The following is a 26135-nucleotide window of genomic DNA, read 5'->3' as shown; positions in this document are numbered from 1 at the left end:
CCGCCCGCCCCCCGAGCAAGGAGTTCACACGCATGACCAGCATCGGCATCCTCGGCACCGGGCGCGTCGGCAGCGGTCTCGCCCGCGCACTCGCCACCGCCGGCCACCAGATCACCCTCGGCCACCGGCAGCCGGCCCAGGAGACCCCGGCCGACGAGACCGGCGCCGTCCCCGCGATCCGCCACACCGACCAGCGCACCACCGCCGCCACCACCGACATCGTCATCAACGCCACCCCGGGCGACACCGCCCTGGAACGCCTCTCCGCCCTGCGCACCGAGCTGGCGGGCAAGATCCTCATCGATGTCTCCAACGCCACCCGGCACACGCCCGACGGACTCCCCTCGGACCTGTGCTACCCCGGCAGCAGCCTGGCCGAGCGGCTCCAGCGGGCCCTGCCCGAAACCCGGGTGGTCAAGGCCCTCAACACCATGCTCTTCCCGGTCATGACGGCCCCCGCCGAGCTGTCCACCCCGCCCACCGCCTATCTCTCCGGCGACGACGCGGAGGCCAAGGCCATCACCGCGGGCCTTCTCGCCGACCTCGGCTGGAAGCCCGAGTGGATCGAGGACCTCGGCGACATCACCACCGCCCGTGCCACCGAAGCCCTCGTGCTGCTGGTGCCCCATGTGCTGCGCCGCCATGGATTCCGGCCGTTCGCCGTCTCCCTGGCCCGCTGACCACCCCGCACCTCCGGCCCCGCGGGGACGTGTCGTACCACACGCCAGGAAACATGCCCTTGCGCATCGATAGAACCTCAGGCCAGCATCGACCGTCTTCTCATCCGAACAGCCGCCGGACGAAGGACGCGCATGACAGGCAGAGACGGGGAGACGACGGGGAGTGCTACCGCGGAACGGACGGACGCCGGGCGGCAGCGCAAGGGGCGCCGCCCGCTGCGGATCGCTCTGGTGGTCGTGGTGTCGTTCCTCGTGCTGCTCGGCGGCGGAGTGGGCTGGCTCTACTTCAAGCTGAACGGGAACATCACCACCTTCGGGGCGGACGGCCTCTCCGACAACCGGCCGGAGGGGAACGCCGCCGGCCAGAACGTGCTGGTCATCGGCTCGGACACCCGGTCGGGCGGCAACAGCAAGCTGGGCGGCGGCACCGGAGACGTGGGCCGCTCGGACACCGCCCTGCTGCTGCACGTCTACGCCGATGGCAAGCACGCGGTCGGGGTGTCGATACCCCGCGACACCCTGGTCGACATCCCGCCGTGCCGGCTGCCCGACGGCAAATGGACCAGGACACAACGGAACGCCATGTTCAACTCGGCGTTCTCCGTGGGCGAGACCGCCCAGGGCAATCCGGCCTGCACCCAGAACACCGTCGAGAAGCTCACCGGGCTGCGCATGGACCACACCGTGGTCATCGACTTCGAGGGCTTCTCCCGGATGACCTCCGCGGTCGGCGGGGTCCAGGTGTGCGTGCCCCAGGACGTCTACGAGCGCGATCTGAGCCCCAGCCGGACCACCCGCGGCAAGCGCATCTTCAGCAAGGGGGTCCAGACGGTCTCCGGGCAGAAGGCGCTGGACTACGTGCGCATCCGCCACGGGATCGGCGACGGCTCCGACATCGGGCGCATACGGCGGCAGCAGGCGTTCATCTCCGCCCTGCTCAAGAAGGTGAAGAGCCGGGGAATCGACCCGACCACGCTGTATCCGCTGGCGGACGCGGCCACCAAGTCCATGACCGTGGACCCGGGGCTCGGCTCCGCGAAGAAGCTGATGTCCTTCGCCATGTCGATGAAGGACATCGATCTGCACAACACCAAGTTCGTCACCATCCCCTGGCGCTACCAGGGCGAACGGGTCGCCATCGTCCAGCCCGACGCCGACGGGCTCTGGGCGGACATCAGGGCCGACCGCACCATCGACGGGAAGGCGGCCGGCGGGAAGAAGGACGAGCCCCGGGACCCCGCCACGCCACGTGCCACGTCCACCGTGTCGGGCGCGGGCATCAGCGTCAACGTCTACAACGGCACCACCACCCCGGGCCTCGCCGCACGCGCCGCGGACACGCTTCGGACCCACGGCTTCACCGTGACCGGCGCCACGAACGCCGACACCCAGGACCACGCCACCACCGTGGTCGGCTACGGCCCCGGTGAGCGGGACCGGGCCCAGACCGTGGCGCGGCTCTTCCCCGGCGCCGGACTGCGCCCCGCCACCACCTCGGGCATCAGCCTCACCCTGGGCCGTACGTACCTCACCGCGCCCTCCCCCGACGCCTCCACACCCTCCGCGCCCTCCACGCCGTCCTCCCACGTGGCCGACGACGCCCGCTCCGCCGACGACGACCCCTGCTCCAATCTGTCCTACGGCTGACCGGATCCCCGCACGGTCCTCACATCCCGTTCAGGCATGGCCCACCACTCCCCGGGCATCAGGAAGATCAAGCCGCTCGCAACCACCGCCGGGCGGACCGCGTCTTCGTTGACGCCCGTACACCTGCGCAACCGACCGAACACGTCATCGGACCGGGCTCACTCACCCCGGCACCACTGCACGACAGCACAACAGCACGACGAAGGGGACGAACAACGTGGGTATCGTGAGCTGGATCATCCTCGGCCTGCTGGCCGGAGTCATCGCCAAGATCCTCCTCCCCGGGCGTGACCCGGGCGGGCTGGTCGGCACCACGGTCACCGGCATCGCGGGAGCGTTCGTGGGCGGCTGGATATCCGCGAAGTTCTTCGACCGCCCGGTCCAGAAGGAGTTCTTCGACCCCGCCACCTGGGGCGCGGCGATCGGTGGCGCCTTCGTCCTCCTCGTTGTGTACCGCCTGTTGTTCGGCAATTCACGGAACTGACGCATCCATCGCGCTCGTCCTGTCCGCCACCGCGTCCGCGAGCCCGCGGATCGTACGGGCGGAGGGGGACCCGGGGTCGGCCGTGATCAGGACCACTTCCTGGTCGTCCTCGGGGACGAGCAGGACATCGCAGTTCAGCCTAAGTGGCCCGGCCGTGGGGTGGTCGATGGTCTTGGTCCGGTGGCCGGGGGCGTGCACCGGACGCTCGTCCCAGATCTGCCGGAACTCCTCGCTGCCGGTGCGCAGTTCGCCCAGCAGCGCGGTGAGCGCCGTGTCATGGGGGTAGCGGTCAGCGGCCCGGCGCAGCCGTGCGACCACGATATGGCCGAACTCCTCGGCGCTGGAGCTCTCGTACGCGTGGCCCCGGCCCAGGAAACGGCGGCGGGCGAGGTTGCCGTGCCGGCCGAGGTCGTCGCCGAGCAGGGCCTGCGCCAGCGGGTTCCAGGCGACCACGTCATAGGCCGCGTCGGTGACGATCGCCCCGGTGTCGGGCAGCCGCCGCAGCATCTGGGCCACATGCGGGCGGACCCGCCGGACCGCCCGGGCGCCCGGGGGCGCGCTCGTCCCCGCGAGCCGGAACAGATGGCTGCGCTCGGCGGGCGCGAGCCGCAGCGCCGCCGCCAGCCCGTCCAGGATGCGCGGCGAGGGCCGGGGGCCACGGGCCTGCTCCAGGCGGGTGTAGTAGTCGACCGACATATGGGCCAGCTCCGCCACCTCCTCCCGCCGCAGCCCCGGCGTGCGGCGGTGGGGGTCGGCGGGCAGGCCGATGTCCTGGGGACGCAGCCCCTCGCGGCGGTCCCGCAGGAAGCGGGCCAGCTCGTGCCTCGCCATGCTGCCTCCTTCGGCTGACGGGTGCTGCCTGGGACAGGTTGTCCCTGGCAGGGTGAACGGGGCCGGGGAACCCTTGGTGCCATGAACAATCGCACAGCACTGGTCACCGGTGCCAACAAGGGCATCGGCAAGGAAATCGCACGCCAGCTCGCCGCCGAGGGGCTCACCGTCCACGTGGGCTCGCGCGACGCCGAGCGGGGGCGCCGGGCCGCCGAGGAGATCGGCGGCGACGCCCGGCCGATGGTGCTCGACGTGACCGACGCGGACAGCATCGCCACCGCCGCGGCCCAGCTGGAACGGCTGGACATCCTGGTCAACAACGCGGGCATCATGGTGGGCGGCGCCACGGCGCCCGAGGCCGATCTCGAGGACTTCCGCCGGACCTATGAGACCAACGTCTTCGGTGTCCTCGCCGTCACCAACGCCTTCCTCCCGGCCCTGCGCCGCTCGGACGCGCCCCGGATCGTCAATGTCTCCAGTGGCACCGGCTCGCTGACCTGGAGCGCGGACCCGGAGCACCAGTTCGCCGTGTCCGCCGGGTCGGCCGCGGCCTATCGCTCCTCCAAGACGGCCCTGAACGCTCTCACCCTCTACACCGCACAGGCCCTGGCCTCCGAGGGCTTCAAGGTCAACGCGCTGGCCCCGGGGCTGCGCAGGACCGATCTGAACGCCCGCGCCGCCGGGAGCGACGGGGATCCGGCCGAGGGCGCGGCGGGCGCGGTCCGGCTCGCCCTTCTCCCGGACACCGGGCCCACCGGCGGATTCTTCTCCTGGGACGGCACTCCGGCGCCCTGGTAGAACCCCGGCATCACACGGGCCGTGCGGTGGTCCTCTCGCCGCCGCCCCGGTGTCCCCACCCGCTCCCGCCGACCGCGTCAGTCGGCGGAGAGCTGGGTGTTCGGCACCCGCCAGGCGGCGATCACAAAGGCGATCAGGCCCACCGCGGCCCCGGTGAGGAAGACCACGCGCAGGGCGCTGACATAGCCCTCCAGGAACGGCTGCGCCACGGCCGGATCGAGGTGGTGGAGGAAGGCCGAGTCCTCCAGGTTGACCCCGCCGTCGGGCCGTACCACGCCCTTCAGCGCCTCGGCGTTCGCCGGTTCCCCGGCCAGCCTGCGGAACGACGCGTGCTCGGAGGCCACCGCCAGGCGGTCGCTGATCCGCGTACCGGCCAGGGAGAAGAGGATGGACAGGAAGGCGGCCGCGCCCACCGTGCCGCCGTTGGACCGGAAGAAGTTCACCGACGCGGTGGCCGCCCCCATGTCCCGGCCGGGCACCTCGGACTGGGCGAGGGTGGTGATCGTCTGCATCGCCGCGCCCAGGCCCGCACCCATGAACACCATGCCGATGGCCACGTACCACAGCGGGCTGTCGTCCCTCAGCGTGGCGAACACCAGCATGGCGACGGTGAGGGAGCCGACGCCCGCCACCAGATGGATTTTGAACCGGCCCGTCCGTGACATCAGCCGGCCCACCACCAGGGTCACCGTGACATTCGCCGCCATGGTGGGCAGCGTGGCGAGGCCCGCCCCCATCGGGCTCATGCCCTTGGCCAGCTGGAGATAGAGCGGAAGGGTCGTCATGGCGCCGAACATGGTGATGCCCACGGTGAAGTGCAGCACGGTGCCCAGTCGGAACGCGCGGATGCGGAACAGCCTGACCGGCAGCAGCGCGGCATCCGCCATCCGCCGCTCCAGCAGGACGAAGCAGATCAGCCCGGCCGCTCCCACCGCGTACATCACCAGCGCCCGGGGCGAGGCCCAGCCCCAGCTCCGGCCCTGTTCGGCCACGACGAGCAGCGGCACGATCCCGACCGCGAGCGTGAGCGCCCCGCCGTAGTCAAGCCGGTGCCGTACGGGCTGGTGGGGTATGTGCAGCACACGCAGGATCACCACGATGGCGAGGGCCGCCAGCGGCACATTGACCAGGAAGATCCAGCGCCAGCCGTCGATCCCCAGCAGCGTGGCGCGCCCGGCGAACACCCCGCCCACCAGGGGGCCGATGACACTGGACCCGGCGAACACCGCCGTGATGTAGCCCTGGTAGCGGCCACGCTCCCGTGGCGAGGTGATGTCGGCGATGATCGTCATGGCGAGGGACATCAGCCCGCCACCGCCGAGGCCCTGCACCGCCCGGAACGCCGCGAGCTGATGGATGGACGTGGCGAATCCGCACAGCAGCGATCCGAAGGTGAACAGCACGATCGCGGACAGATAGACCGGGCGGCGGCCGTAGATGTCGGAGAGCTTTCCGTACAGCGGGGTGACGATGGTGCCGGTGACGAGATAGGCGGTGGTCACCCATGCCTGGGCGGTGAGGCCGTGCAGATCGTCGGCGATGGTGCGCAGCGCCGAGGAGACCACGGTCTGGTCGAGCGCGGCGAGGAACATGCCGAGCACCAGCCCGGACAGCACGGTGACGACCTGGCGGTGGGTCAGCCGGGCGGGGGTCCGGGGCTCGGTGGGCTCGGTGGGCTCGGTGGTGGTGGATGAGGACGACATACGTACCTGCGAACCTTCTCTGCCGCGCGTGGGGGACGTAGCGGGGCTGGATACCGCCGGGAAGAGGACGTAGCGGGGGCTGGATACCAGCGGGGAAGAGCGGGGCCCGGAGCCCGGGCGCCGGGGGCCCGGGCTCCGGAGCTGGGGGTTATCCGGCGAGCTTCTCCAGGTCGGGGACGGCGCTCTCGATCTCCGGCAGCGCCAGCATCTCCAGCCGCGCCCGGCGGGCCCGGGCCCGGCAGCCGTCGTCGGCCAGCACCTCGCGGCAGACGGCGGTGATGCCGTCCGGTGTGGCATCGGTGATACGCCGGCCGAGGCCGAGCTCCTCGACCCGCTGAGCGTTGCCGGGCTGGTCGCCGAACTGGGGCAGCACCGCCATCGGCGTCGCCGTGCGCAGCGATTCGCGGATGCTGTTGAAGCCGCCGTGGGTGAGGAAGAGATCCACGGATTCCAGCAGCAGCGGCTGGGGCAGCCGATCGGTGATGTGCACATGCGGCGGCACCCCGTCGGTGTCCACGGGGATGCCCCCGGTGGCGAGGATGACAGTGCACTCCGCCAGCCGCGACACGCCCTGGACCATGGCGTGCAGCGTGTCCACCGGGTCCGGCATCGGTATGGGCGGCGGCCCGGAGTCCGCCCCGCGTGAGCTGTCGTGGAACATGGGGATCGCGGTGCCGATGGCGGCGAACATCAGGGGCCGGTCGGTGGGCAGTTCGGCGACCCAGCGCGGCAGCACGGCACCGCGGTCCACGTCCACCGTCTGCCGGTAGGCCCAGGTGGCCGGCACGTGGCGGGCGAAGGAGAAGGACGGCGGTACGTAGTCGATGCGGCCGTGCGGCACGATCGACAGCGGGTCCTCCAGGGAGGGCAGCCCCCGCCGCTTCCGCAGGGCGTTGAGGCCCGGCAGCAATGCGGCCGGGTCGAAGCCGTTGACGGCCCCGGAGGGGGTGGGCAGCTGGGGTACGCCGAGGGTTTCGGCGACGATACAGGCGCTGAGGTCCATGCCGTCGCGCAGGATGAGGTCGGGGCGGAAGTCCTGTGCCACGGGGAGCACGGCGTCCAGGAGCATCGTGGCCATCGGGCCGGACACGACCTTGCACATGACGCGCAGCATGAACGCCTGCCGCTGCTCGTCGTCCATGTCGGGCAGACCGGCCCGTTCGGTCTCCTCGGCCAGGACGGGGCCGAGGAGGGAGGACGGGCTGAAGTCGCTGATGGCGCTCGTCACCCGCACCTCCTCCCGTTCGAAGACGGGGACGAGGGCCGGAGTGGTGACCACCAGCACCTCATGGCCGGCCGCCGCGAGGGACCGGGCCAGGGGAAGCTGCGCCCGGCCGTGGGAGGGGCTGGCGAGCGTGGTGAACATAACCCGCAACGCAGGGGCCTTTCTGTGGGAAGGGTCTCGTACGGGAGAGATACGGCGAGAGGTACGGCGCGAGAGGGGGCGGGGCGGTCAGCGCGCCATCGCGGGCGTGCGGCCGATGCCCTCGCAGCTGAGTCCGGCGCGGCGCAGCCGCTCGGGCTCCAGGAGGTTGCGGAAGTCGTAGACGACCGGGGACCCGAGCAGCCCGGCGGCACGCTCCCAGTCGAGGGCGCGGAACTCCGGCCACTCGGTGAGCACCAGACAGGCGCGCGCTCCCCGGAGGGCCTCCTCGGGGGTGTCCGCGAGGGTGAGCAGATCGCTGAGGTCGGGGCGGGTCTCGCTGAGCGCGGGGTCGTAGGCGTGGAGTTCGGCGCCCCGCTCCTTGAGCAGCCGGGCGATGGCCAGGGCCGGTGAGTCGCGCAGATCGGAGGTGCCCGCCTTGAAGGCCAGGCCCAGCACGGCCAGCCGTACGCCGCGCAGCGAGCCGTCGCCCGGGGTGCATCCGGCCACCACGCGCTCGACGAGCCGCCGCTGGTGTTCGACGTTGGTCTCGATGGTGGCGCCCAGCAGCGGGAAGTCCACGCCCGACTCCTGGCAGATCGTCAGCAGGGCGTGGGTGTCCTTGGGCAGGCAGGAGCCGCCCCAGCCGGGGCCCGGTTTGAGGAAGGCCGAGCCGATGCGCGGGTCGTGGCCGATGCCCGTGAGCACATCGTCCACATCGGCGCCGAAGTGCTCGCACAGCGTGGCGAGGTTGTTGGCGAAGGAGAGCTTCATGGCCAGGAAGAAGTTGGCCGCGTACTTGGCGAGTTCGGCGCCCGCGGCGTCGGTGAGCACCAGCGGGGCGTCAAGACCGGCGTACAGGTCCGCCACCCGCCGCGCCGCGTCCCGGTCCGCGGCGCCGACCACGATGCGGTCGGGGTGGAGGAAGTCGCGCACCGCGTAACCCTCGCGGAGGAACTCCGGGTTGGACACCACGGTCACGTCCGGGCGGTCCAGCAGCGCGGCGACGCGCTCGGCGGTGCCCACGGGCACGGTGGACTTGTTGACCACCACGCTGCCGCGCGGCAGCGCGTCGCGGATCTGGTCCGCCACGGCCTCGACGGCGGCCAGGTCGGCGGCGCCACCGACGCCCATCGGGGTCGGCAGGCACAGGAACACCACGTCGGCGCCGGCGACTGCGGCCCGGGTGTCGCGGATGAACGCGAGCCGCCCGGAGTCCAGTCCCTCCCGGACGAGTTCGGGCAGCCGGGGCTCGAGGATGTCGACCTGTCCGCGCCGGAGCCGTTCGACCTTCTGGTGGTCGGTGTCCGCGCACACCACTCGATGGCCGAGGGTGGCCAGACAGGCGCCGGTGGTCAGTCCGACATAGCCGGTGCCCACCACCGCGACGCGTCGTATCTGCACAGGGAATCACCACTTCTGCTGGGGGTCAGATGCGGGTGCGTGGCGAGGGCGGCACGGGCCGCCCGGTCGGGAGACGAGCAGGCCGGACACCGTCGTCCGGCCGGGAGCGCGCGCTGCGGCGACCAAAGTCACCACGCGTTGACAAAACATAACGCGCCGACCCACAGCTTGGTCAACAAGTGATGACAACAGTGGATGACTTCTGGACATGCGAGGCTGAACCGGCAGCATGTACGGCACGGTCCAGGCGGAGGTACGACGAGTGAACCGGGCAAGCGACACAGGAGGGTGCGACGACCACCCTCGCCGCGCCCGCAGATACGACGCGGCGGGCACGCGCAGCGCCCTGCTGGGGGCCGCCGCGCTGCGGTTCGCCAGGTACGGCTACGACGGCTGTAGCGTGCGCGACATCGCCAAGGACGCGGGGGTGGACGCCGCCCTGGTCTACCGCTATTTCGGCTCAAAGGAGGCGCTGTTCGACGCCGTGTCGACCAGCACCGGCATGTTCGAGCCGCTGCGCCATCTGCCGCTGGACGAGGTGTCGGCGTGGATCTGCGATGTGGTCTCCACGGGGCCCACCGAGGAGGAGGCCCCGCATCCGCTGCTGACCAAGTTGCGCTCCTCCAGCCGGGAGGAGACCGTCGGGCGGCTCCGCGAGGAGATCACCGAGGTGTTCTCGGAGGGGTTCGCGCGGCGCCTGGAGGGCGAAGACGCCGAACTGCGGGCCGAGTTGATGGCGGCGTGGCTGATGGGCATCACCCTGCTGCGCCTGGCCATCCGCTCACCGGCGCTGGCCGCCACACCGGACGACACCCTCCTGCGGTTCCTCCGGGCGGGTATCGACCCGCTGCTGGACGCGGGCTGCCCCGGGGGCGGGAGCGAGGACGGCTGACCTCTCCTCGCTCCGCCCCCGGGGCGGAGAAGCCGCTATGGCGACCTCAGGGGAACTGGTGGACGGCTACGGCGTGTCCGGCGGACCACGCGGCGGAGCCGCATATCGACACTTTCCCCTCCCCGCCCCTTCCCGTTACCAGGGGCTTCGCCCCTGGACCCGGGGGCGGGGAGGGGAGCAGCCCGCCGCAGGCGCCAAGATCCGCCGGACACCCCTAGACGTTCGGCACGCGCAGCTTGTCCCAGCTGGTCTTGCCGGGGACGCCGTCCGCGTCGTCGCCGGAGTAGCCCAGCTTGCGCTGCCATGCCGCGTAGGACTTGCGGTCCGCCTCGGTCCACTCCGGGCTCGGGCCCTCCTCGTAGCGCCCGCAGCCCTCGGCCACCAGCCGCTTGCCCATCGCCGTGATGATCTTGCTTTCGCGGCCGTTGCGGAAGAAGTCGGTGCCCGGGAACGGCTCGTAAGTCGCCGGTGGCTTGGGCGCCGGGCCGTCCGGTTTGGCGCCGAGCCGCTTGGCGACGCGGCTGCGCATGCTGTCCATCGTGAAGCCACGCGGGTCGACCTTGCCCGGCTGCCACTCCAGATGGCCGATCACCGAGCGCTGGGTCCAGCCGTGGGCGCGGCAGATGGCCGCGGACACCTTCTCGATCGCCAGCTTCTGCGCCTCCGGCCAGGGGTCCTCACCGTCGCCGAGGTTGATGCACTCGAAGCCGTAGAAGTGGCGGTTGCCGTCGGTGTCGGCCTCGTTGTCGGGGGGCAGCGCGGATTCGTCGACGACGGCTCTGAGCACGTCGCTGTCGCCCAGGCCCGCGTGGTTGGCGCGGCCGTTGCCGACCAGGTGGACCGCGCCCGACTTGTCGATGACGCCGTGGCACAGCGGCCCCGGCAGCGAGGAGTGCCCCTCGTAGCACAGCTCCACGGAGGAGTCCGTGCCCTTGGTGACGGTGTGATGGATCATCACCCCGTTGACCGGCCCCCAGGGGCCCTTGCTGTTGCGGTTGTGAGTCCGCCAGTCGCGGTACTCATGGACTTCCAGTCCCTCGTCGCGAAGCGCCTTGAGCAGACGGTCGGCGGTGAGCGGCGTGGCCATGGTGGTGTGCTCCTTAAGGATGAGGCATGGTGATGTACGGATGCCACGGGCGTGGAACTCAATCGGCTCCGCGCCGGGCCTACGCTTCCGGTTCGGTGTCCTCCCTGGCCCTGGTCTCGGCCGCCGCTTCGGCCTCCGCCGCGAGCGCCGACGCGTCCGCGGCCGGGGCGGGCGCGGCCAGCGGCCCGAACACCATCCGCAGGTCCAGCTCCGCCTGCTCGGCGGTCACCCACGCCAGGGGCGCGTAGTGCGCCTGGATCCCGGCCGGGGCCTGGAGGAGCGGCTTGCGGGCCGCGTTCACCGGCCACTCCACGCCGCCCGTGGCGGTGCGGGCCGGGATCAGCCAGTGGTCCCCGGAGCGGTAGGCGCCGTCGGGGGCGAAGTACACCTCGACACCGTCCTCAAGCGGCAGCCAGCGGCCCTCCTCGACCTTGAGCGCACCGCGCTTCAGCCGCGCCGCCGCGCCCTTGCGGGGGCGCCGGGTGGTCTCCCGGTGGTCCCAGCGGCGCAGGAACGGCCGCAGCTCGGGGCGGCGGCCGACGCCCGGCTCGGGCTCACCGGACAGCCGTACCCGCCGCCCCGGCAGGTCGGCCTCCTCCACCCGCAGCAGCGGCAGCGGTTCGCCCCGGCTGGTGTAGGCGGTGTCCACGAACTCCACCAGGTCCCCGACGCCCAGGTCCAGCTTGTCGTCGCTGCCCAGCGACGCCAACTCCACCCAGGTGCCGTCGAGTTCATCGACCGGGAAGACCACCGAGCCGTTCTCCCGGGACCATTTGAAGGTGGCCTCCTTCGCCGTGCCACCCTCGTGGATCTCCACCCGGTACAGCTGGTTCTCCGGCCCCCGGTAGCGGGCGTCCGGGCGGACCAGGCAGGGGTCCTGGTCCGCGTGTTCCGGCCGCTCGGCGCGCGCCGCCAGCCGGGACCCGGGCGCCGTGGCCTTCCGCGCCCACGCCTCGAACGCCTTGCCGACCTGCTCCTTGCTCGCCCCTCCCGGGTTCTCCAGTTCCAGGGCCGCGCTCTCCACCGGCAGCACCTGCCAGACCACCTTGACCCGCGCCGCCGTGTCCGGCATCGCCGAGCCGAGGGCCACCTCGCGCAGCGCCGGGTCCTCGGCGGCGGTCACCGACCGCTCCCACACCTTCAGGGCGACCAGGAACGGGCGCTGCTCCGGCAGCCGGTCGCCCGGCCGCTCCGGGTCCCGGTAGGCGTCGGGCTGGTCCCAGTAGGTCCAGGTGGCGGGCGGCTCGTCGGGCTCGGGCGGGTCGGCCTCGCCCTCCGTGCCGGACGCCCCGTCCGCCGCCTCGTCGTCGACCGCCGCACCCGGCAGCGGCCGGGTCGCGTCGCACAGGATGCCGTCCACGTAGTAGCGGCCGCCCTCGATGATCAGGTCGTCCAGATCGCGGCTGCCGCCCTTGAACCGGATGTGGAAACCGGCGTCCCCGGACGGGCCGCCGTGCTGTCCGATCAGGTCGGCGGCGAGCGTACGGGCCTGGTGGAGCTGGATCGCGGTCTGCTCGTTGGCGTCGGCGTCGAGCGATACGCGGCCCTGCTGGGCGACGACGGCGGAGTAGCGCCGGTCGGACCGGAAGGTGAGTCGGGAGAGATCGGCGTACATGGAAGGGGTCCCCCTCGGAAGGTTCGGAAGTCTGGCGGGCGCGGCTCGGACTCGGCTCGGCCCGGCCCGGCCCGGCTCGTGCTCGGGCGAGCGGGCTTCGGCGCGGATGTCGGCAGGGGCGTCGGCTCATGTCACGGCGATGACTCCCGCGTCCGTGCCCGCCGGCGTGTACTCCGCGAGCCGCGCCCGCAGGCTGTCCTCTCGCTGCGGCTGGTACAGGTCGTGGAAGGCGCCCATCTCGGCGCCGTCCTCGGCGCCCCGGCGGATCTCCTCCGCGCATCCGGCCGCCAACTGCCCGTACACGGGGGTGCCGTAGCGCTCGCCGCCGAACAGCGGCCGCACCCGCCACGCCTCCTCGGCCCCCACCAGATCCGGCTGGCAGCGGTGGCGGCGCGGGGTGCGCGAGCCCGGCGGCACATAGCTGAACCGCAGACATCCGACACCGCGCCGGGCCACGTGCATCCGCCCGGTGAAGAGGCTGTTCTCGCCGATCCGCACGGCGTGGGTGTGCACTTCGCCGATGACGGTGGTGCGGTGGGCGTGCAGTACGGCGTGGGCGTGGCGGCAGTCCGGGGCGGACAGCGCCGGGCGGTCGTGTCCGGTGGCGTCCAGGATGGAGTCGCGGATGTGGAGGGCGAGCGGGTCGGTGTGCACCTCCTCGCCGATCACCTCGATGGTGCCGAGAACGCTGCGCTCGATCTGGACACACGCGGTGGTGTGCTCCAGGACCAGGCTGGGTTCGTCGGGCGAGCGCGGCTCGCACTCCGGCTCCAGGGACCACCCGGGGACGAGGGTGCAGTGGCGCAGCACCACGGCGCCGACCGGCCCGGTGACATTGAGGCCGCGCCCCGCGATCAGCAGCCCGTCCAGCACGATGCGCGGCGCCTCGCCACCGGTGTTCCCGTGCTCCTCCCGCGCCCGGATGTTGAGCGCGTCGGGGCGGTTGCTGTACCAGTCCAGCAGCCGGATCACCGGCCGGGTGCCCTCGGCGGCGCGCAGTTCGAGCCGGTCGCCCGGGTCCAGGTCGAAGTCCAGCTGCTCCTGGTAGGCGCCGCTGTGGGTGATCTCGATGATGCCCTCGGGGCCGCATCGTCCGCCCCGCCGGTCGTGCTGCCACTGCCGGTACGCGTCCATGATCCGCTGGTATGCGCACCCCGGGCCGACCCGGTAGACCTCCGCGGCCGGGGAGGTCTCGCGGTCGTCCCGGTCGTACTCCCCGCCGCCCATGTCGTCGGCGTACGCGTAGTGGTAGGTGACCCAGACGCCGTGGCGCGGCGCGGTGCGCGAGCCGAAGGCGATCCGGCCGAGCTCGGGGTCGATGACCACCTGGCCGCGCTTGGCGCGGTAGCGCCAGTCCGTCAGATCGGCCACGACGATGTCCGACGGTGGCACGGGCTCGTCGTGGCCGTCCCGCCAGATGGTGAAGCTCTTGCCGGGTCCGTAAGTGTCGAGAAGGTGGTCCGCGAGCTGACGGCGGCGGATGTACGCGGGCACGTTGTCGGCAGCGGCCGGGGGTCCCCCCGCCGAAGGTAGGGGGCGCGCGGCGGACGGCTCGGGTTCGGGGCGGGTCACCAGTGGGGTGTCATTGCCGAGGATCGAGAAGGTGTAGAGGTTGCGGGCCCGGTCGATGCAGTACGCGGGCGCCCTGGTCACGTGGTACGGCTTCAGCCGCCACACGAACAGCCCGACCCCGGCCGGGGTGTGGCCGCCCTGTCTGCGGCGGGAGCCCGCGCGCCGTACGTCCACCGAGCGCGCCAGCGTGCCGAACGGCCCGCCCGCCAGGTCAAGCGCCGCCCCGTCCCGGAGATCGGCGAGCCGGCCCCGGGAGAGCCTGCGCAGGTCAGCCGCCGCGCCGCCGGTCCCGCCGTAGAGCTTGACCGGCTGCTGGTGCGCGGTGAGCCGGGAGAGTTCGACGGCGCGGGCGGGCCATCCGGCCACCGACGCGGAGAGCTCCTCCAGCAGCGCGAGCGTGCCCTTGCGCAGCCGGTGGGCCACGGTGGCGGCCACGTCCCGGCGCGGCGCCAGCGCCTCGGCCAGCCGCGCCAGGGAGGTGTCCGGCGGCCCGCCGTCGCGCAGTCCGGTGGCCCGCACCCGCTCGTAGCCGGGCAGCGGACGGTAGCCCACCAGATCGCCCAAGTACGGCAGCACCCATGCGGTGGCGGTCTCCACGAACCAGTCGTCGTAACTCTGCTCCACCCCGTCGCGTACCCGATCGACCTGCTCGGCGAGCACGGCGAGCAGGGCGCGCAGCGGCTCGCCCGCCTCGGCGTCCCTGAGGCGATGCCACTGCGGAAGCAGCTCGGCGAGCCCGTCCGGCTCCCTGCTCATGAGGTGACCTCCGTAAGGATCAGCGTGTCCGGCACATCGGGTGAGAACATCGCGAGCCGCGCCGGGCGGATGCCGCGGAAGACGGACACCGAGCGGCCCTTGGCCAGGCGGCGGGTGTCGGTGATGTCGGGGTTGAGGCGCAGCAGTTCTGCGAGCGGGATGCCGTGGCGTCCGGCGACGTCGGTGAGCGTCTCGCCGTCCGTGGCGGTGACCCGGTAGGTGTCCTCGGCGTACTCGGCGGGCCGGGCGGGAACCACGGCGCCGGGCTCGGTCAGCCGGGCGGCCAGGTCGGCCAGTTCCCGCGGGGTGCTGGAGGCCGGGACACCGGTGAAGGCGTCCACGTCCACATAGTCCACTCCGGGCACCGACTGTGCGGTGGCCAGCGCCTCGGAGAGCGCGGCGGGCTGCCCCAACTCACGTCCTGGATAGCCGAGTTCGCGCAGCAGGGCCTGGCGCAGCCGGGGTTCGACCAGTTCCCAGGAGTGGTCCGGCGCCACCTTCACCCGTGCCACCAGCACCAGCAGCACCAGCTCCCGCACATCGACCCGGACCGGCAGCCGGGTGTCCCCGTAGGCGGCCAGCGAGGAGCGCAGGGCGCGCAGCACCTCCGCGTCCGCGCCGATCGGCGCGTCGTCCACCCCGGCCACGGTCACATGGAGCACCCTGCGCCGCCCGTCGAAGAGTTCGCGGGCGGCCGCCCGGCCGATGCCCGCGCGGGACCGGGCGAAGTCCTCGTAGTCCTGGAGGGAGACCAGCCGGTCGAGCGCGGAGACCGCGAGCGGGACGGTGCGGCGGGTCAGGCCCGGGCCGTCGCCGTCCGCGCCGCCGGTGGCGGGCTGCGGATTGGTGACGGCGGTGACGCCGAGGGGCCGGGTGAGGGCCTGGGTGATCCGGTCCGCGGGCACGTTGGCGGCCTCACCGGTGCCGAAGCGGTAGCGGGCCCGTACGTTCTCGTGGCCGCCGGGCAGCCGGGCGCCGTGCGCCCCGTCGCCGAAGGTCACCGTGGTCCGCCCGTCGCCGGTGGTCCCGGTGACGTAGACGCGCTCGTGCGGTCCGCGTCCGGCGAGGCTGTCCACCCGGTGCCACAGCAGCCCGTCGACGCGGATCTCGAGGGCGGGGGTGGCGCCCAGGGGGTTGTCCGTGGGAAGCCAGGTCAGCGGCGACTGCCACAGCGTGAAGGTCTGGTTGGCCACGGCCGGGTCGCCGCTGCCGATGGCCTCGTCCCGGCTCTCGCCGTGCGTGGCGGGCACGACGTTGCCCTGGACCCGGACCGTCTCGCGGCGGTAGCGGTAGGCCAGATCGGCGGTGAGGGTGAGGGTGGTGTGCACATGGTCGCCGGGCAGGTCGGGGTCGACGCGCTGGTCCACGGCGGCGATGACCGCCAGTTCCGTGCCCCGGACCCCGGTCGGGGCGCCCGGACCGGCCGGACCCGGGATGTCGGTGCGCTCGCCGGAGACCACGATCCGGCGGCCGGGCCGCAGCCCGTCGTACAGCTCGGCGAGCTCGATCTCGTTGCCGTGCACGTCCTCGCCCAGCGGCTCGTCCGCCGGGCGCAGCGGTTCACCGCCCGCGTGCACGGTGGTGTCGCGGATGGCGGAGAGCAGCACATCGTGTTCGTCGAGCCACGGGTCGGCGAGGGTCAGCCGGGTGCCGCGGCCGGTGATGCCGTAGTTGGTGTACGCGGCGGTGCGCACGGCGACGACGCGGGTGGTGACGGAGGCGAGCTTCTTGTCGCCCGGGATGCCGTCCGGCTCGCCGGACCCCTTGCGGGGGCGCTCGACGGCCACCCAGCTGCCGACCGTGATGGAGTCCTGGACCGAATCCAGCGGCAGCACATAGCGGTTGGTGGGCTCCGGCACGGTGGCGATGCCGATCTCGACGGCCGGGGGCTCACTGCCGGGGGTGAACCGCAGCGTCAGCTCATAGGCGCCGTAGCCGATCTGTTTCGCGGGTTCGCCACGGCTGAGCATCCACTGCTTGGGCTCTCCGTCGTCCACGACCACATGCACCCGCCCGTCCTCGGCGGGCCGGGACACGAACAGGGTGAGCGCGGGCAGTCCGGGCAGCAGGGTGGCGGTGACACCGGGCTCCTGCGAGTCGGTGGGACGGCCCCGGAGCCACCCCAGGTCGTGGTCCTGACCGACGCGGGTGGACAGCTGCACCCGTCCCGGGCCGAGCTCGAACTCGGCGGTCTGCGGCAGGTTCTCGCTGCGCTGCCAGGACGTCCCGGTCTCGATGTGCTGGAACTCCGCCTTCACCGGCGCCTTGACCGCCGTGTCGTACACGATCCGTACGGCGGTCAGCTCACCGCCGGTCAGCGGCCAGTCGGTCTGCCGGATGACCCGGCCGCGGTCGTCCTGCACCGGCTTGAGCGGCGCCATCGCCCCGAAGGGCGCGGCCGTCACCCGCATCGCCAGCAGCTCGCGCAGCAGCGGGACCGTACCGGGCGGGGCGGTGGCGGCCGGGGCGGCCCGACGCCACGCCGTGTACATCCCGCTCGCCACCCTCGGGTCGAGGGCGGAGAGCAGCCCGGCGGCCAGGTCCGAGCCGGGCCCGAAGAGCCGCCGCGGATCGTGCGCCACCGTGGCGCGGGCGCCGGACGGGGGCCGTACGACACGGGTGCGCAGGGCGGGCAGGACGGCGCCGAGCGCTCGTACGGCGGCGGTGCCGTGGGCGGGGCCGTGGGTCCCGGCGGCGGGGCCGTGGCTTCCGGTCGCGCCGTCGGCCGCGGGACGGTCCTCGGCGAGCTGGGACCGCAGCCGCACCTCGCCGGACCCGGAGGCGTCCAACTCCCCCGCCCGTTCCCGCAGTTCGCCGATCACCGCCTCCAGCCGCTCGAACCAGGCGGCGACCTCCTCGTACGGGGCGGCCAGCACCTGCGCCTCCGCCAGCCGGTCATGCGGTTCGGCGAGCCGCCGGGCGAGCTGCCCGGGCGTGGTGATCCCGTCCAGGTCGCCCCGCAGCGGCGCCAGGACCTGCGCGTCGAACTCCTCGATCAGGCGGCTGACGGGACGCGGATCGGGGTGGTCCGGCGTGGGCTCGGCGTCCCCCCGGTCGTCCGGGTCCTCGTCCGCCTCCGGGTCGGTGATCCACCGCCGTACCTCGTCCACCAGCTCCCCGAGCGACGGCGGGGCGGACCGCGGCAGCCCGATCGCCGTCACGTCCTCGTCGCGGTCGACGGTCACCCGCGCGACCGGCAGCAGCAGCCTCCGGCCGCCGCCCCCGGACTCCGCCGTCCCGCCGAAGACGAAGAGCAGCTTGTCGCCGACGGTCAGCCCGAGCGAGGTTCCGGACAGCAGCAGCTCGGAGCGGCGCTTCAGGTCGTCGGGGCCGATCAGGGCGGGCCGGCGGCGGCGCACCGCCAGTTCGTTCCACGCCCAGCGGGCCGTCAGGTCCTCGCTGGTCTCGAAGGTCTGCGACTCCTCGTCGGAGGCCGCCGGGACGCTGTGGCTGATGGCCCCGCGCGGAATCGTCACCACGACGTCCTCGGCGCGCGGATCCCGGTCCAGGGTGTACGCGAGGTGGGTGTCGGCGGCCACGCCCGGCCGTGGCACATGCCCCACCAGCCGCCCCAGGAGGGCGAGCGAGCGGGGGTCGTGGGCGGTGCGCAGATAGCCCTCGTCGGCGATCCGCTCGGAGTGGAAGGTCAGCAGGTCTCCCAGGACCGCCCAGGCGTCCAGCAGCCCGATGGCCGGGTCGTCCGGGGTGCGTACGGTCAGGCCGCGCAGCGCGGGGTAGGCGGGCGAGGCGAGCCGGTCGAGCATGGCGGCCAGGAACGAGCCGTAGTCGCCGACGCGATAGTCCAGGGCGGTACGGCCGGGCGGGTTGTGCGGGATGCCGGGGGCGGCCCGGCGCTCGTCGTGCCCGCCGCAACCGCAGCCGCAGCCACCGGAGTTGACGTGATCGGGGTGGTCGGGGTGGTCGGGGTGGTCGCTCATCGGGCCCCCTTCAGCTCGATGACCAGGCGGCCGTTCTCGGGCCGGTCGGGGTCGTTGTCGCACTGGGCGATCTCCAGGGGGCCGATGCGCAGGATGCCCTCCTCCAGCGCCTCGCCGTGTGACGTCTCGTACGAGGTGCCGTCATCGGGCTCCTTGGGCCCCTCCAGCCCCTCGTGCCACAGCCGCCGCAGCCGGGTGACCTCGATGCTCAGCGCCCCCGGCACCGCCGCGGCGACGGCCACCAGGCGGCTGAGCCGCACCGGTTCGCCGAAGGTCAGCGCGTCGGGGTGGAAGAAGCCGAGCCGCCCGCCGGAGAGCCGACGGCTGCCCAGCGCCCGGTACAGCTCGGCGAGGATCTGCCCGTGCTGGTGTCCGGGTGCGGCGCACACCTCGAGCGCGATGTCCAGCGGCACGGCGCGGGCCGGGCCGACCACCAGGTCGTGTCCGATCCGGCGGTAGCCCTCCAGGGCGTGTGCGACCGCGTCCAGGAGGGCGGGGGGCGGTGTCCCGGTCCCGTACGCGTCGATGGCGATGTGCGCCTCCCGCACACTGCCGGTCCAGCGGATCTCCGCCGCCGCGCGCCGCACCCCGGGCAGTTCGGCGGCGAGCGCCGCGTAGTCCTCGGCGGTGATGGCCCGGTGCCGGGTGCGTTTCAGATCGAGCGGGGCGAGCTGGCGGACCTGTTCGACCGGCTCGGGCTCGGTGCCGCCGACGGCGGGCAGCGGATTGCGCACCCCGGCCACGGGCAGGGGCCGTCCGGTGTCCGCCGCTTCCGGATCCCGGCACAGCACCAGGTGGTTGATGGCCTCGGGGCCGACGTTGCCCGCCGTGCCACCGCCGGTCCGGTAGTGGACCGCGAGGCGCGCCCCGGGCTTCGGCGTGGCGCCGTACCGGCCGTCGCCGAAGCGCAGCGCGATACGGCCGTCGTCCTCCAGCTCGCCGACGAAGTGGCGGTCCCGGGGGCGGGAGGTGAGCAGATCGCGGCGCGGTGTCCAGGTCTCGTCGCCGTCCTCGATCGTCACGGCGGGAAGCGCGGCCCGTGGGTCCTGGACGAGCGCGGCGGCCGGACCGTGCAGCACCGGATCCTCCGGGCGCAGCCCGGCGGCGTACGCCCGGCCCCAACTGTGCGCGATCTCCCAGGCGATGCGCCCGTCCAGGACGGTGCCCGCCCGGGCCCTGGCGGTCAGTGCGGCCAGGCGCCCCAGCTTGGTGTCGAGCAGCCGGTCGCAGCGGTGCAGCAGCTCGCGCAGCGCGCGGACGGGGTGGCGGGCGAGTTCGAGGCGCTCCAGGACGCGCAGCCCGAACAGGACGGCCAGTTCGGCGATCTCCGCGTCCGAGAGCCCGTCGCGGTCCCGGGCGCTGCGCCACAGCTCCGTCAGCCGCTCCCGCACCCGCCCCGGGATGGCGGCCAGGTGCTCGGCCTGCCCGGCCGCGACATGACGCGGATCGGGGAAGGGCACGGCCTGGGTGACGGGCGCCTGGTGCAGTACGGGCCGGAAGCGCGGCACGAGCCCGGGGTAGACGGATTGGGCGAGAAGTGTCCGCAGTGCCTCGGCCTGGGCGTACGCGGTGCCGGGCACGACCTTCTCGCGCCGCTGCCCGGCCGACTCCAGGCCGATCCCGGCCCGGCCGGTGGCCTCCGGGCCGACGGTGGTGAACAGCTCCCGTACGTCGTCCGGGGTGAGTTGCCGCCCGTGGCGGGCCCGGTCCAGCAGGGAGTCGATGAGCCGCGCGGGCGCGTTCCCGGCGTCCTTGTCGAAGCAGCCGAAGGCGGGTGGGTCACAGGACCCGGCGACGGCGGGGACGGGCGGCACGGTGAGGGTCTCCGGTGTGCCGCAGCAGAAGGTGAGCGAGCGGCCGTGGTCGACCAGCACCACATTTCCGCGCGCCACGCTGACGTCCTCGACGGGCGCGCAGTCCGGACCGCCCCGGGTGGCCAGGCACAGCGGGAAGGCCAGCGCGTCCTCCCGCGCCCAGGTGACCTCCAGCACCGGCTGCTCGGCGAGCCGGTCGACGGCGGGGGTGACGGAGGTGAGGCGCACGGCCTGCCGGTGCGAGGGGTCGGCGTCGCCGGGCGTCCCGGAGCGCGGCCCCCGCACCTCCTCGAAGAGCAGCAGATCGCCGGGGCGCAGATCGATCACGCGGTCCCGGCACTCCTCGTCGGCCCACGCGTCGCGCAGCGTCGCGGACGTGGCGCCCACGGGCAGCGAGCACACCTCGCCGCCCCAGGTCCACAGGCGGATGCGGTGGTGTTCCGGCCGCAGGTGGAGGGGTTGGCCGGTGACGACGGGCTCGAACACCTCCACCGATCCGCGCTCATCGAGCACGGCCAGCTCCCGGTCGTCCAGCACGGCCCCGATGTCCGGCCGGTCCAGCGGGCCGAGGGTTCGGATGTCCACGGCGGCGAAGCGGTACTCCCCCGGGTTGAGCGTCAGCGGCTCGACGGTCTCCACGGTGACGAAGGCGCGGGCGTTGCAGCCGTCGTGCATCGGATAGTCGATGAGCCGTACGTGGCGGCGTACGGACACCCGGCGGCGGGCGGTGTCGAGATACGCCTCGGTGGCCACCGCGTCCTGCTGGTAGCTGATCTGGTCCGCGGTGTAGGCGAGCAGCTCGACCAGGGTGATGCCGAGGTCGGCGGCGTTGCGCTCGGCCCAGTCGGGGGTGGTGAGGCGGAGCCGGTCCAGGACGACCTGGCGGAGCGTTTCGTAGTCACGGGCGGTGTAGTCGATGACGGGGGCGGGGTGGAAGGTGGCGGGGAGGTTCGGGGTCTCGTCCTTGCAGTCGAACGGGCTGGGGCAATCGGGCCGGAAGGTGAACTCGGCGGAGAAGTACCGCTGGTCGAAGCCGGGGAAGGGCTCGGTACCGGGCCGCCCGTAGGGGTCGGTGTCCACGAGGGAGAGCCGGTAGACGGAGGTGTCCCCGGCCCGGTCCACCGTGACGTACAGCTTGTCGTCGAGCTCGGGGTCCTCCTCGCGCTCGACGGAGATCTCCATGACCTCGATGCCGGTGATCCGGCGGCCGCCGTCAATGCGTACGTTCTCCGGGCACAGGCCGTGCGGGGCCTTGCCGAGGAAGGTGACGGCGAGGGTGATGCCGTCGTCGCCGACCTCGACGGCGTCCACCCCGTTGAGGTGGGCGGCCCTGATGCGATCGCGCCGTGACGCGGTGGAGGGGTGACTCACGCGGCGCCCCTCCCCTCGAACACCTCATCGCGCAGCCCGGCGGTGGCGCGCACCACATACCGCAGATGGACGCGTACGACGTTCTCCTCGCTGACCACGTCCAGGGACTCCACCTCGATCAGCTCACCGAGCCAGCGCTGGAGCGACGCCTGGACGGACAGCTCGACGGCGGAGGCCAGTTCGGGGCTGTTGGGTGTGAAGACGAGGTCGAGCAGCCCGCAGCCGAAGTCGGGCCGCATGACGCGTTCGCCGGGGCTGGTGAAGAGCAACTGCTCGATCAGATCGCGTATGTGGTCGTCGTGGTCGGCGTGCGCGGTGCGCCCGCGCCGGTCGATACGGAACGGGAAGGCGATATCGGTCCGTACGGTGTGTGTCCTGCCGGTCCGTGTCCTGCCTGTCGGTGTCCTGCCTGTCGGTGTCCTCATCCGCACATGACTCCTTGCCGCGCGGCGGAGACGACGGGTGGCCCCTGCGGCACGAGCCCCGCGCTGAAGCACTGTGCCGAGGAGGTGTCGAGCAGGACGGGCACGCCGTCGATCAGCACCGTGTCGCGGTCCGGAGTCCACCGGACGGTGGTGCACGGCAGCGGGACACGGTCGACGGTGTGCGGGCAGCCGACGACCGTGAAGACGTCGTCGGCGGTCGGCACGGGCTGCCCGTCGAGCCGCACATCGGACGACGACGCACCGGATGCCGCCTGTACGCGTCCGCCGTGCGGGCAACTGATCACGGCGGTATGGCTGACGAGGTTCCCGGAATTCCCGGACACGTCGCTTGTCCCTCCCCGTTGGCTGCTGACTATCGCTTCTTGTGGCTATCTCTTGTGGCTATCGCTTCTTGGGCACGGTCAACCGGCCCTGGTTCAGGTCGACTTGGTCTCCGACCAGGGAAACGGACGCCCCCTGGCCGTTGTCGATGTGCACTCCGGTCGCGTCGATCCGTATGAACGCGCCGCCGGGCGCTTGCAGCAAAATGCCCTCGGCCGGAACGTCGGACATCACGATCTTGTGTTTCCCCGGCGTCTGGATCACCACGGGGTGCGCGGTCGCCGGACCGGTCCGCGCGTCCTCCGGGAGCTGCTCCCTGGCCCCGAACCAGCACCCCGTCCAGATGGGGAAGCTGGGGTCGCCCTGCTCGAACTCCACCCACACCCCGGCCCCGACGGACGGCACGACGTACTGCCCGGCGGGCCGCTGCTGCTCCCCGGTGAAGGGGAAGCAGGGCATGGCCCAGGTCGACGGCTCATCGCCGAGGACATCGGGCACCTCGACGGTGATCCGGCCGATGCCGAGCGGGTCCTGGTTGTCCCGCACCCGGCCCCGGAACTTGCCGAGGAAGCGGTTGTTGGACGTGGCCGCCATAGGGGGCTCCTTGAGGGCTTAGGGCCGAACGGTGTCGCTCCGGGCGATCAGCCCTTCGCGGGTGAGCGTGAAGTTCTGCAGGAACGAGCCGGGCCGGAGGTGGTGGGTAACGGATTTGACGTAGTACTCCCCGTCGTAGGTGACCCCGGCGCCCCGGACGCCGACGAGCTGGCGCGGCTGGAGGATGTACCCGTGCCGGTTGACGTCGAGCGAGCCGGATCCGGAGATGGCGTCGGCGGTGGTGGCGGCCCTCGCCAGGGCCTCGGCCTCGGCCTGCGCCCGGTCCTTCTTGGCGGTGCCGGAGAGCGTCTTGCGCTTGAGGGCCGGGGTGGCCCGCTTGCCGAGGGGCGGCCGGAGGGGGCTGATGTCGGGCTGGGCGAGGAGGGTGGAGGTACGGGTGGTGGGGTCCTGCCAGCGGGCCTGGGGCTCCTCGCGGGCGGTCCCGTCGTAGGCGAACGTCAGCTGGTCGACGGTGGAGTTGACGTCCATGTTGACGGTGAGGGCGTGCTGGGCCGTGCCGACGCGCTTCTCGGGCCCCCAGTAGGCGGTGGAGACGCCGGCCACGGGCCCGGGGATGAGGTAGAAGACATAGCCGTTGGCCTGGGCGAGATCGGTGACGTACTGGAGATCGGTGCCGGTCTGGTAGTCCACGCGGCGCTGTGCGTTGGGCGGTTGGAGGATCTTCTCTTTGACGACGTGGGCGTCGATCCCGTAGTCGGTGTACTTGGCGAGGATGCGGGTGACGCGCTGCCAGGGTGAGAGGTTGGGGTAACGGTCGGCCCGCTCTTCCAAGTCCATAAGGAGGGTGAGGTCCTCGCCGGTGACGGTGAGGGTCGTCTGCCCGGGCTGATTGCTGGCCCCCACCTCGTGGCGCACGATGAGCCCGTCGAGGAGGACGATCGGCGTGCCCTTGACGGCGGCCGTGACGATGACGCGGGTGCGGGGGTCGAAGAACCCCTCGGGGAGCAGTCGATCGATGATCGCGCCCCTTTTGGTGAGGTCGAACGCCATCTGGAAGCCGCTGCGTTCGCCCGCGGTGGTGGTGATCTGCGCGGACAGCAGCGCGTCGGTGACCTCGGGAGGCACGGGCCGGGTGAGCTTGGGCCCCATCCGTAATTCGAGGTGGATGGGCCCCTGTCCGACGGGCTCATCAGCCATGACGCCCACCGCCTCCGCCGCCTCCGCCGCCTGGGAATCCGTTGGGGATCTCGATCTCCTCGCCCGGCTCGGCGGTCAGCTCGCGGGGGTCGAGGACGGGGTTGGCGTCGGCGATCCGCCACCAGGCGGCGGGGTCGCCGAAGTAGCGCTGACCGAGGTGGTCGGGACGCTCGCCGCTGCTGACGGTGTGGGTGGCGGTGTCCTCGGCCACCTCGCCGAGGGGCGGCAGCAGTCGCCGCTTGACGTACCGGACGGGCGTGCCGTCGGGTTGGATGTGGATCCCGATCTCGGCGTCGTGGTAGCGGCTGGAGCGGGGGTAGGGGTGCGACCCCGGAATCGCGTCGAGCGCGCTCTCGTACGGCTGTGGCTGTGACCCGGCCATCTGCTTCTACACCCTCCCCAGCCCGATGTCCCCGCTGTTCAACCCCAGCGCGCTGAGCGCACCGCCGCGCGCCGCCGCCGCGAGCCGCTCCTTCTGCGCGAGATGCGCCAGATAGAGCTCGGCCCCGCGGTGGCCGGCGGGCAGATCGCTCACGGTGAGCACCTTCAGCCCGATGCTGAGGGATGCGCGGATGGGGTTGAGGTTGACGTCGAACGCCGATTCGTTGATCGAGAGTTCCGTTATCCGCACGGGCATGACCCGCTTACTCCCCCAGGTGAAGAGGGTCAGCGGCATCTCGATGGGGCTGATCTCGATGGTCCCCTTCTTGGACAGCCGCATGGCGTCCCGCAACTTGGCCGTGGTCGGCTGCACGAGCATTTCGAGCGTGGCGAGCTGCGGGTGTATCCCGTCGGGCGCGGCCACCTCGAACTGATCGGTCGCGTCGATCTCGGCGGTGAACTTCCACGTCTCCTGTGCGGGCCCCTTGAGGCGCAGCGCCTCGTTCTTGTCCCCGCTTCCGCTGCCACCTCCGCCGCTGTCGGCTTGGTCTCCGGCGGATTGGGGAGCCAATGACCGCTCCAGCGTGTCGGGGTTGAACTGGAGGATGATGATGCGTTGGGGGGTGCCGCGTTCGGGGTCTACGAGGACTATTCCGGAGCGGATGGGTTTGGGTATATCGGGGTAGCGGGTCACTGCTCACCATCCACTTCGGCAAAGGCTGCCAATACGGTTTCGGCTCGTTTCCTCACCCAGTCGACCGGATCTGATGCACACATCCGCCGAATTCCCGGCAGGAACTCTTCATATCCTGCGTATGTCGTGGACCACACCCCGATCCAACGCACATTCTCATTGTCGCTCTCCAAGGACGCACTAATTCTCGCAAAGACGCCATCATGGAAGTCGTTGGGTGCGGCGATTCCGATGAGCAGGGTGGCCTCCGCGATTTCCTGCCCATCTTGGGTCTTGTCGTACTTCTTGAAGAGTTCCTCAAGCTTCCACGGATTTAGGGCAGCATCCACCTGCGCCACGAAAGGAGCCACCGCATGCCGGTGCAGACCCGTGAAGGCAAAGTAGGGAATTCCGAAGTCGGCATCTTCGCAGCAGAAGAACGAAGTTTCGCCCGGGAGTTCCCATTCGGTCAGGCCGTCGACGCCCTCATCCTCGTTTCGTGGAATGTCTTCAACCATGGGCCAGCGGAGCAGCTGGGCAAATTCGCGCACCGCGAATTTGCCCACCCCCGGACGGAGTACATGTCGATCGCTCATGTATGTGATGG

21 protein-coding genes are annotated in these 26135 nt (G+C 72.2%); 5 read left to right on the top strand and 16 right to left on the bottom strand.

Annotation, left to right across the window (positions count from 1 at the left end; genetic code table 11):
- Window positions 1-32 precede the first annotated feature (32 nt).
- From KHP12_RS45020 to KHP12_RS45010, 3 genes are all read left to right on the top strand, one after another.
- Window positions 33-680, top strand: coding sequence for an NADPH-dependent F420 reductase (locus KHP12_RS45020; protein ID WP_086880082.1), 648 nt, complete (start codon window positions 33-35; stop codon window positions 678-680).
- A gap of 132 nt (window positions 681-812) precedes the next feature.
- A complete protein-coding gene (locus KHP12_RS45015; protein ID WP_208652855.1) occupies window positions 813-2327 on the top strand; it encodes an LCP family protein in 1515 nt (504 codons plus the stop codon).
- Window positions 2328-2544: 217 nt separating this feature from the next.
- A complete protein-coding gene (locus tag KHP12_RS45010) occupies window positions 2545-2811 on the top strand; it encodes a GlsB/YeaQ/YmgE family stress response membrane protein (protein ID WP_037947522.1) in 267 nt (88 codons plus the stop codon).
- Here the strand turns inward: KHP12_RS45010 and KHP12_RS45005 are convergent.
- Window positions 2800-3642, bottom strand: coding sequence for a helix-turn-helix transcriptional regulator (locus KHP12_RS45005; protein WP_086880084.1), 843 nt, complete (start codon window positions 3640-3642; stop codon window positions 2800-2802). The genes KHP12_RS45010 and KHP12_RS45005 overlap by 12 nt on opposite strands.
- An 81-nt stretch (window positions 3643-3723) precedes the next feature.
- Between KHP12_RS45005 and KHP12_RS45000 the strand changes: the two genes are divergently transcribed.
- A complete protein-coding gene (locus KHP12_RS45000) occupies window positions 3724-4440 on the top strand; it encodes an SDR family oxidoreductase (protein ID WP_086880085.1) in 717 nt (238 codons plus the stop codon).
- Between the two features lie 77 nt (window positions 4441-4517).
- Here the strand turns inward: KHP12_RS45000 and KHP12_RS44995 are convergent, their stop codons facing one another.
- From KHP12_RS44995 to KHP12_RS44985, 3 genes are all read right to left on the bottom strand, one after another.
- Window positions 4518-6143: an MDR family MFS transporter gene (locus KHP12_RS44995; protein WP_086880086.1), complete on the bottom strand. Its 1626-nt coding sequence runs from the start codon at window positions 6141-6143 to the stop codon at window positions 4518-4520.
- A gap of 148 nt (window positions 6144-6291) precedes the next feature.
- Entirely contained in the window at window positions 6292-7509 is a 1218-nt protein-coding gene (locus KHP12_RS44990; protein WP_210608970.1) for a glycosyltransferase, read from the bottom strand.
- Between the two features lie 87 nt (window positions 7510-7596).
- Window positions 7597-8910, bottom strand: coding sequence for a UDP-glucose dehydrogenase family protein (locus KHP12_RS44985; RefSeq protein WP_086883643.1), 1314 nt, complete (start codon window positions 8908-8910; stop codon window positions 7597-7599).
- Window positions 8911-9172: 262 nt separating this feature from the next.
- Between KHP12_RS44985 and KHP12_RS44980 the strand changes: the two genes are divergently transcribed.
- Window positions 9173-9802, top strand: coding sequence for a TetR/AcrR family transcriptional regulator (locus KHP12_RS44980; protein WP_244203060.1), 630 nt, complete (start codon window positions 9173-9175; stop codon window positions 9800-9802).
- Between the two features lie 214 nt (window positions 9803-10016).
- Here the strand turns inward: KHP12_RS44980 and KHP12_RS44975 are convergent, their stop codons facing one another.
- The 12 genes from KHP12_RS44975 to KHP12_RS44920 form a co-directional block, all read right to left on the bottom strand.
- The gene (locus KHP12_RS44975; RefSeq protein ID WP_086883645.1) at window positions 10017-10889 is read right to left on the bottom strand and encodes a peptidoglycan-binding protein; all 873 of its coding nucleotides are present in this window, start codon (window positions 10887-10889) and stop codon (window positions 10017-10019) included.
- A 79-nt stretch (window positions 10890-10968) separates the two neighbouring features.
- Entirely contained in the window at window positions 10969-12504 is a 1536-nt protein-coding gene (locus tag KHP12_RS44970; protein ID WP_211834555.1) for a DUF6519 domain-containing protein, read from the bottom strand.
- A 126-nt stretch (window positions 12505-12630) separates the two neighbouring features.
- Window positions 12631-14832, bottom strand: coding sequence for a hypothetical protein (locus tag KHP12_RS44965; protein WP_086883647.1), 2202 nt, complete (start codon window positions 14830-14832; stop codon window positions 12631-12633).
- Window positions 14829-18770, bottom strand: coding sequence for a putative baseplate assembly protein (locus tag KHP12_RS44960; RefSeq protein WP_211834554.1), 3942 nt, complete (start codon window positions 18768-18770; stop codon window positions 14829-14831). Before KHP12_RS44960 ends, KHP12_RS44965 begins: the two co-directional genes overlap by 4 nt.
- Entirely contained in the window at window positions 18767-21955 is a 3189-nt protein-coding gene (locus KHP12_RS44955; protein WP_086883649.1) for a putative baseplate assembly protein, read from the bottom strand. Before KHP12_RS44955 ends, KHP12_RS44960 begins: the two co-directional genes overlap by 4 nt.
- Window positions 21952-22380, bottom strand: coding sequence for a GPW/gp25 family protein (locus KHP12_RS44950; protein WP_246643287.1), 429 nt, complete (start codon window positions 22378-22380; stop codon window positions 21952-21954). The genes KHP12_RS44955 and KHP12_RS44950 overlap by 4 nt, the downstream gene beginning before the upstream one ends.
- Window positions 22377-22724: a hypothetical protein gene (locus KHP12_RS44945; protein ID WP_086883651.1), complete on the bottom strand. Its 348-nt coding sequence runs from the start codon at window positions 22722-22724 to the stop codon at window positions 22377-22379. The genes KHP12_RS44950 and KHP12_RS44945 overlap by 4 nt, the downstream gene beginning before the upstream one ends.
- 58 nt (window positions 22725-22782) lie before the next feature.
- Window positions 22783-23316, bottom strand: a complete 534-nt coding sequence (locus KHP12_RS44940) for a phage baseplate assembly protein V (RefSeq protein ID WP_086883652.1) — start codon at window positions 23314-23316, stop codon at window positions 22783-22785.
- Between the two features lie 18 nt (window positions 23317-23334).
- A complete protein-coding gene (locus KHP12_RS44935; protein WP_210608972.1) occupies window positions 23335-24474 on the bottom strand; it encodes a hypothetical protein in 1140 nt (379 codons plus the stop codon).
- Window positions 24467-24856: a LysM peptidoglycan-binding domain-containing protein gene (locus KHP12_RS44930; protein WP_210608974.1), complete on the bottom strand. Its 390-nt coding sequence runs from the start codon at window positions 24854-24856 to the stop codon at window positions 24467-24469. The genes KHP12_RS44935 and KHP12_RS44930 overlap by 8 nt, the downstream gene beginning before the upstream one ends.
- A gap of 6 nt (window positions 24857-24862) precedes the next feature.
- The gene (locus KHP12_RS44925; protein ID WP_211834553.1) at window positions 24863-25549 is read right to left on the bottom strand and encodes a hypothetical protein; all 687 of its coding nucleotides are present in this window, start codon (window positions 25547-25549) and stop codon (window positions 24863-24865) included.
- Complete coding sequence (locus KHP12_RS44920; protein WP_208653269.1) at window positions 25546-26124, bottom strand: HEAT repeat domain-containing protein; 579 nt, start codon at window positions 26122-26124, stop codon at window positions 25546-25548. The genes KHP12_RS44925 and KHP12_RS44920 overlap by 4 nt, the downstream gene beginning before the upstream one ends.
- Between the last annotated feature and the right edge of the window lie 11 nt (window positions 26125-26135).

This window comes from Streptomyces asiaticus (genome assembly GCF_018138715.1).
Taxonomy (GTDB): Bacteria; Actinomycetota; Actinomycetes; order Streptomycetales; family Streptomycetaceae; genus Streptomyces; species Streptomyces asiaticus.
This window is presented reverse-complemented; position numbering and strand designations above follow the sequence as displayed.

What these genes read in the sequence shown, in the direction of transcription:
- KHP12_RS45020 (WP_086880082.1), top strand. Translation starts at nt 33, where the DNA reads ATGACCAGCATCGGCATCCTCGGCACCGGGCGCGTCGGCAGCGGTCTC.
- KHP12_RS45015 (WP_208652855.1), top strand. Translation starts at nt 813, where the DNA reads ATGACAGGCAGAGACGGGGAGACGACGGGGAGTGCTACCGCGGAACGG.
- KHP12_RS45005 (WP_086880084.1), bottom strand. Translation starts at nt 3,642, where the DNA reads ATGGCGAGGCACGAGCTGGCCCGCTTCCTGCGGGACCGCCGCGAGGGG.
- KHP12_RS45000 (WP_086880085.1), top strand. Translation starts at nt 3,724, where the DNA reads ATGAACAATCGCACAGCACTGGTCACCGGTGCCAACAAGGGCATCGGC.
- KHP12_RS44995 (WP_086880086.1), bottom strand. Translation starts at nt 6,143, where the DNA reads ATGTCGTCCTCATCCACCACCACCGAGCCCACCGAGCCCACCGAGCCC.
- KHP12_RS44990 (WP_210608970.1), bottom strand. Translation starts at nt 7,509, where the DNA reads ATGTTCACCACGCTCGCCAGCCCCTCCCACGGCCGGGCGCAGCTTCCC.
- KHP12_RS44975 (WP_086883645.1), bottom strand. Translation starts at nt 10,889, where the DNA reads ATGGCCACGCCGCTCACCGCCGACCGTCTGCTCAAGGCGCTTCGCGAC.
- KHP12_RS44970 (WP_211834555.1), bottom strand. Translation starts at nt 12,504, where the DNA reads ATGTACGCCGATCTCTCCCGACTCACCTTCCGGTCCGACCGGCGCTAC.
- KHP12_RS44965 (WP_086883647.1), bottom strand. Translation starts at nt 14,832, where the DNA reads ATGAGCAGGGAGCCGGACGGGCTCGCCGAGCTGCTTCCGCAGTGGCAT.
- KHP12_RS44960 (WP_211834554.1), bottom strand. Translation starts at nt 18,770, where the DNA reads ATGAGCGACCACCCCGACCACCCCGACCACCCCGATCACGTCAACTCC.
- KHP12_RS44950 (WP_246643287.1), bottom strand. Translation starts at nt 22,380, where the DNA reads ATGAGGACACCGACAGGCAGGACACCGACAGGCAGGACACGGACCGGC.
- KHP12_RS44940 (WP_086883652.1), bottom strand. Translation starts at nt 23,316, where the DNA reads ATGGCGGCCACGTCCAACAACCGCTTCCTCGGCAAGTTCCGGGGCCGG.
- KHP12_RS44935 (WP_210608972.1), bottom strand. Translation starts at nt 24,474, where the DNA reads ATGGCTGATGAGCCCGTCGGACAGGGGCCCATCCACCTCGAATTACGG.
- KHP12_RS44930 (WP_210608974.1), bottom strand. Translation starts at nt 24,856, where the DNA reads ATGGCCGGGTCACAGCCACAGCCGTACGAGAGCGCGCTCGACGCGATT.
- KHP12_RS44920 (WP_208653269.1), bottom strand. Translation starts at nt 26,124, where the DNA reads ATGAGCGATCGACATGTACTCCGTCCGGGGGTGGGCAAATTCGCGGTG.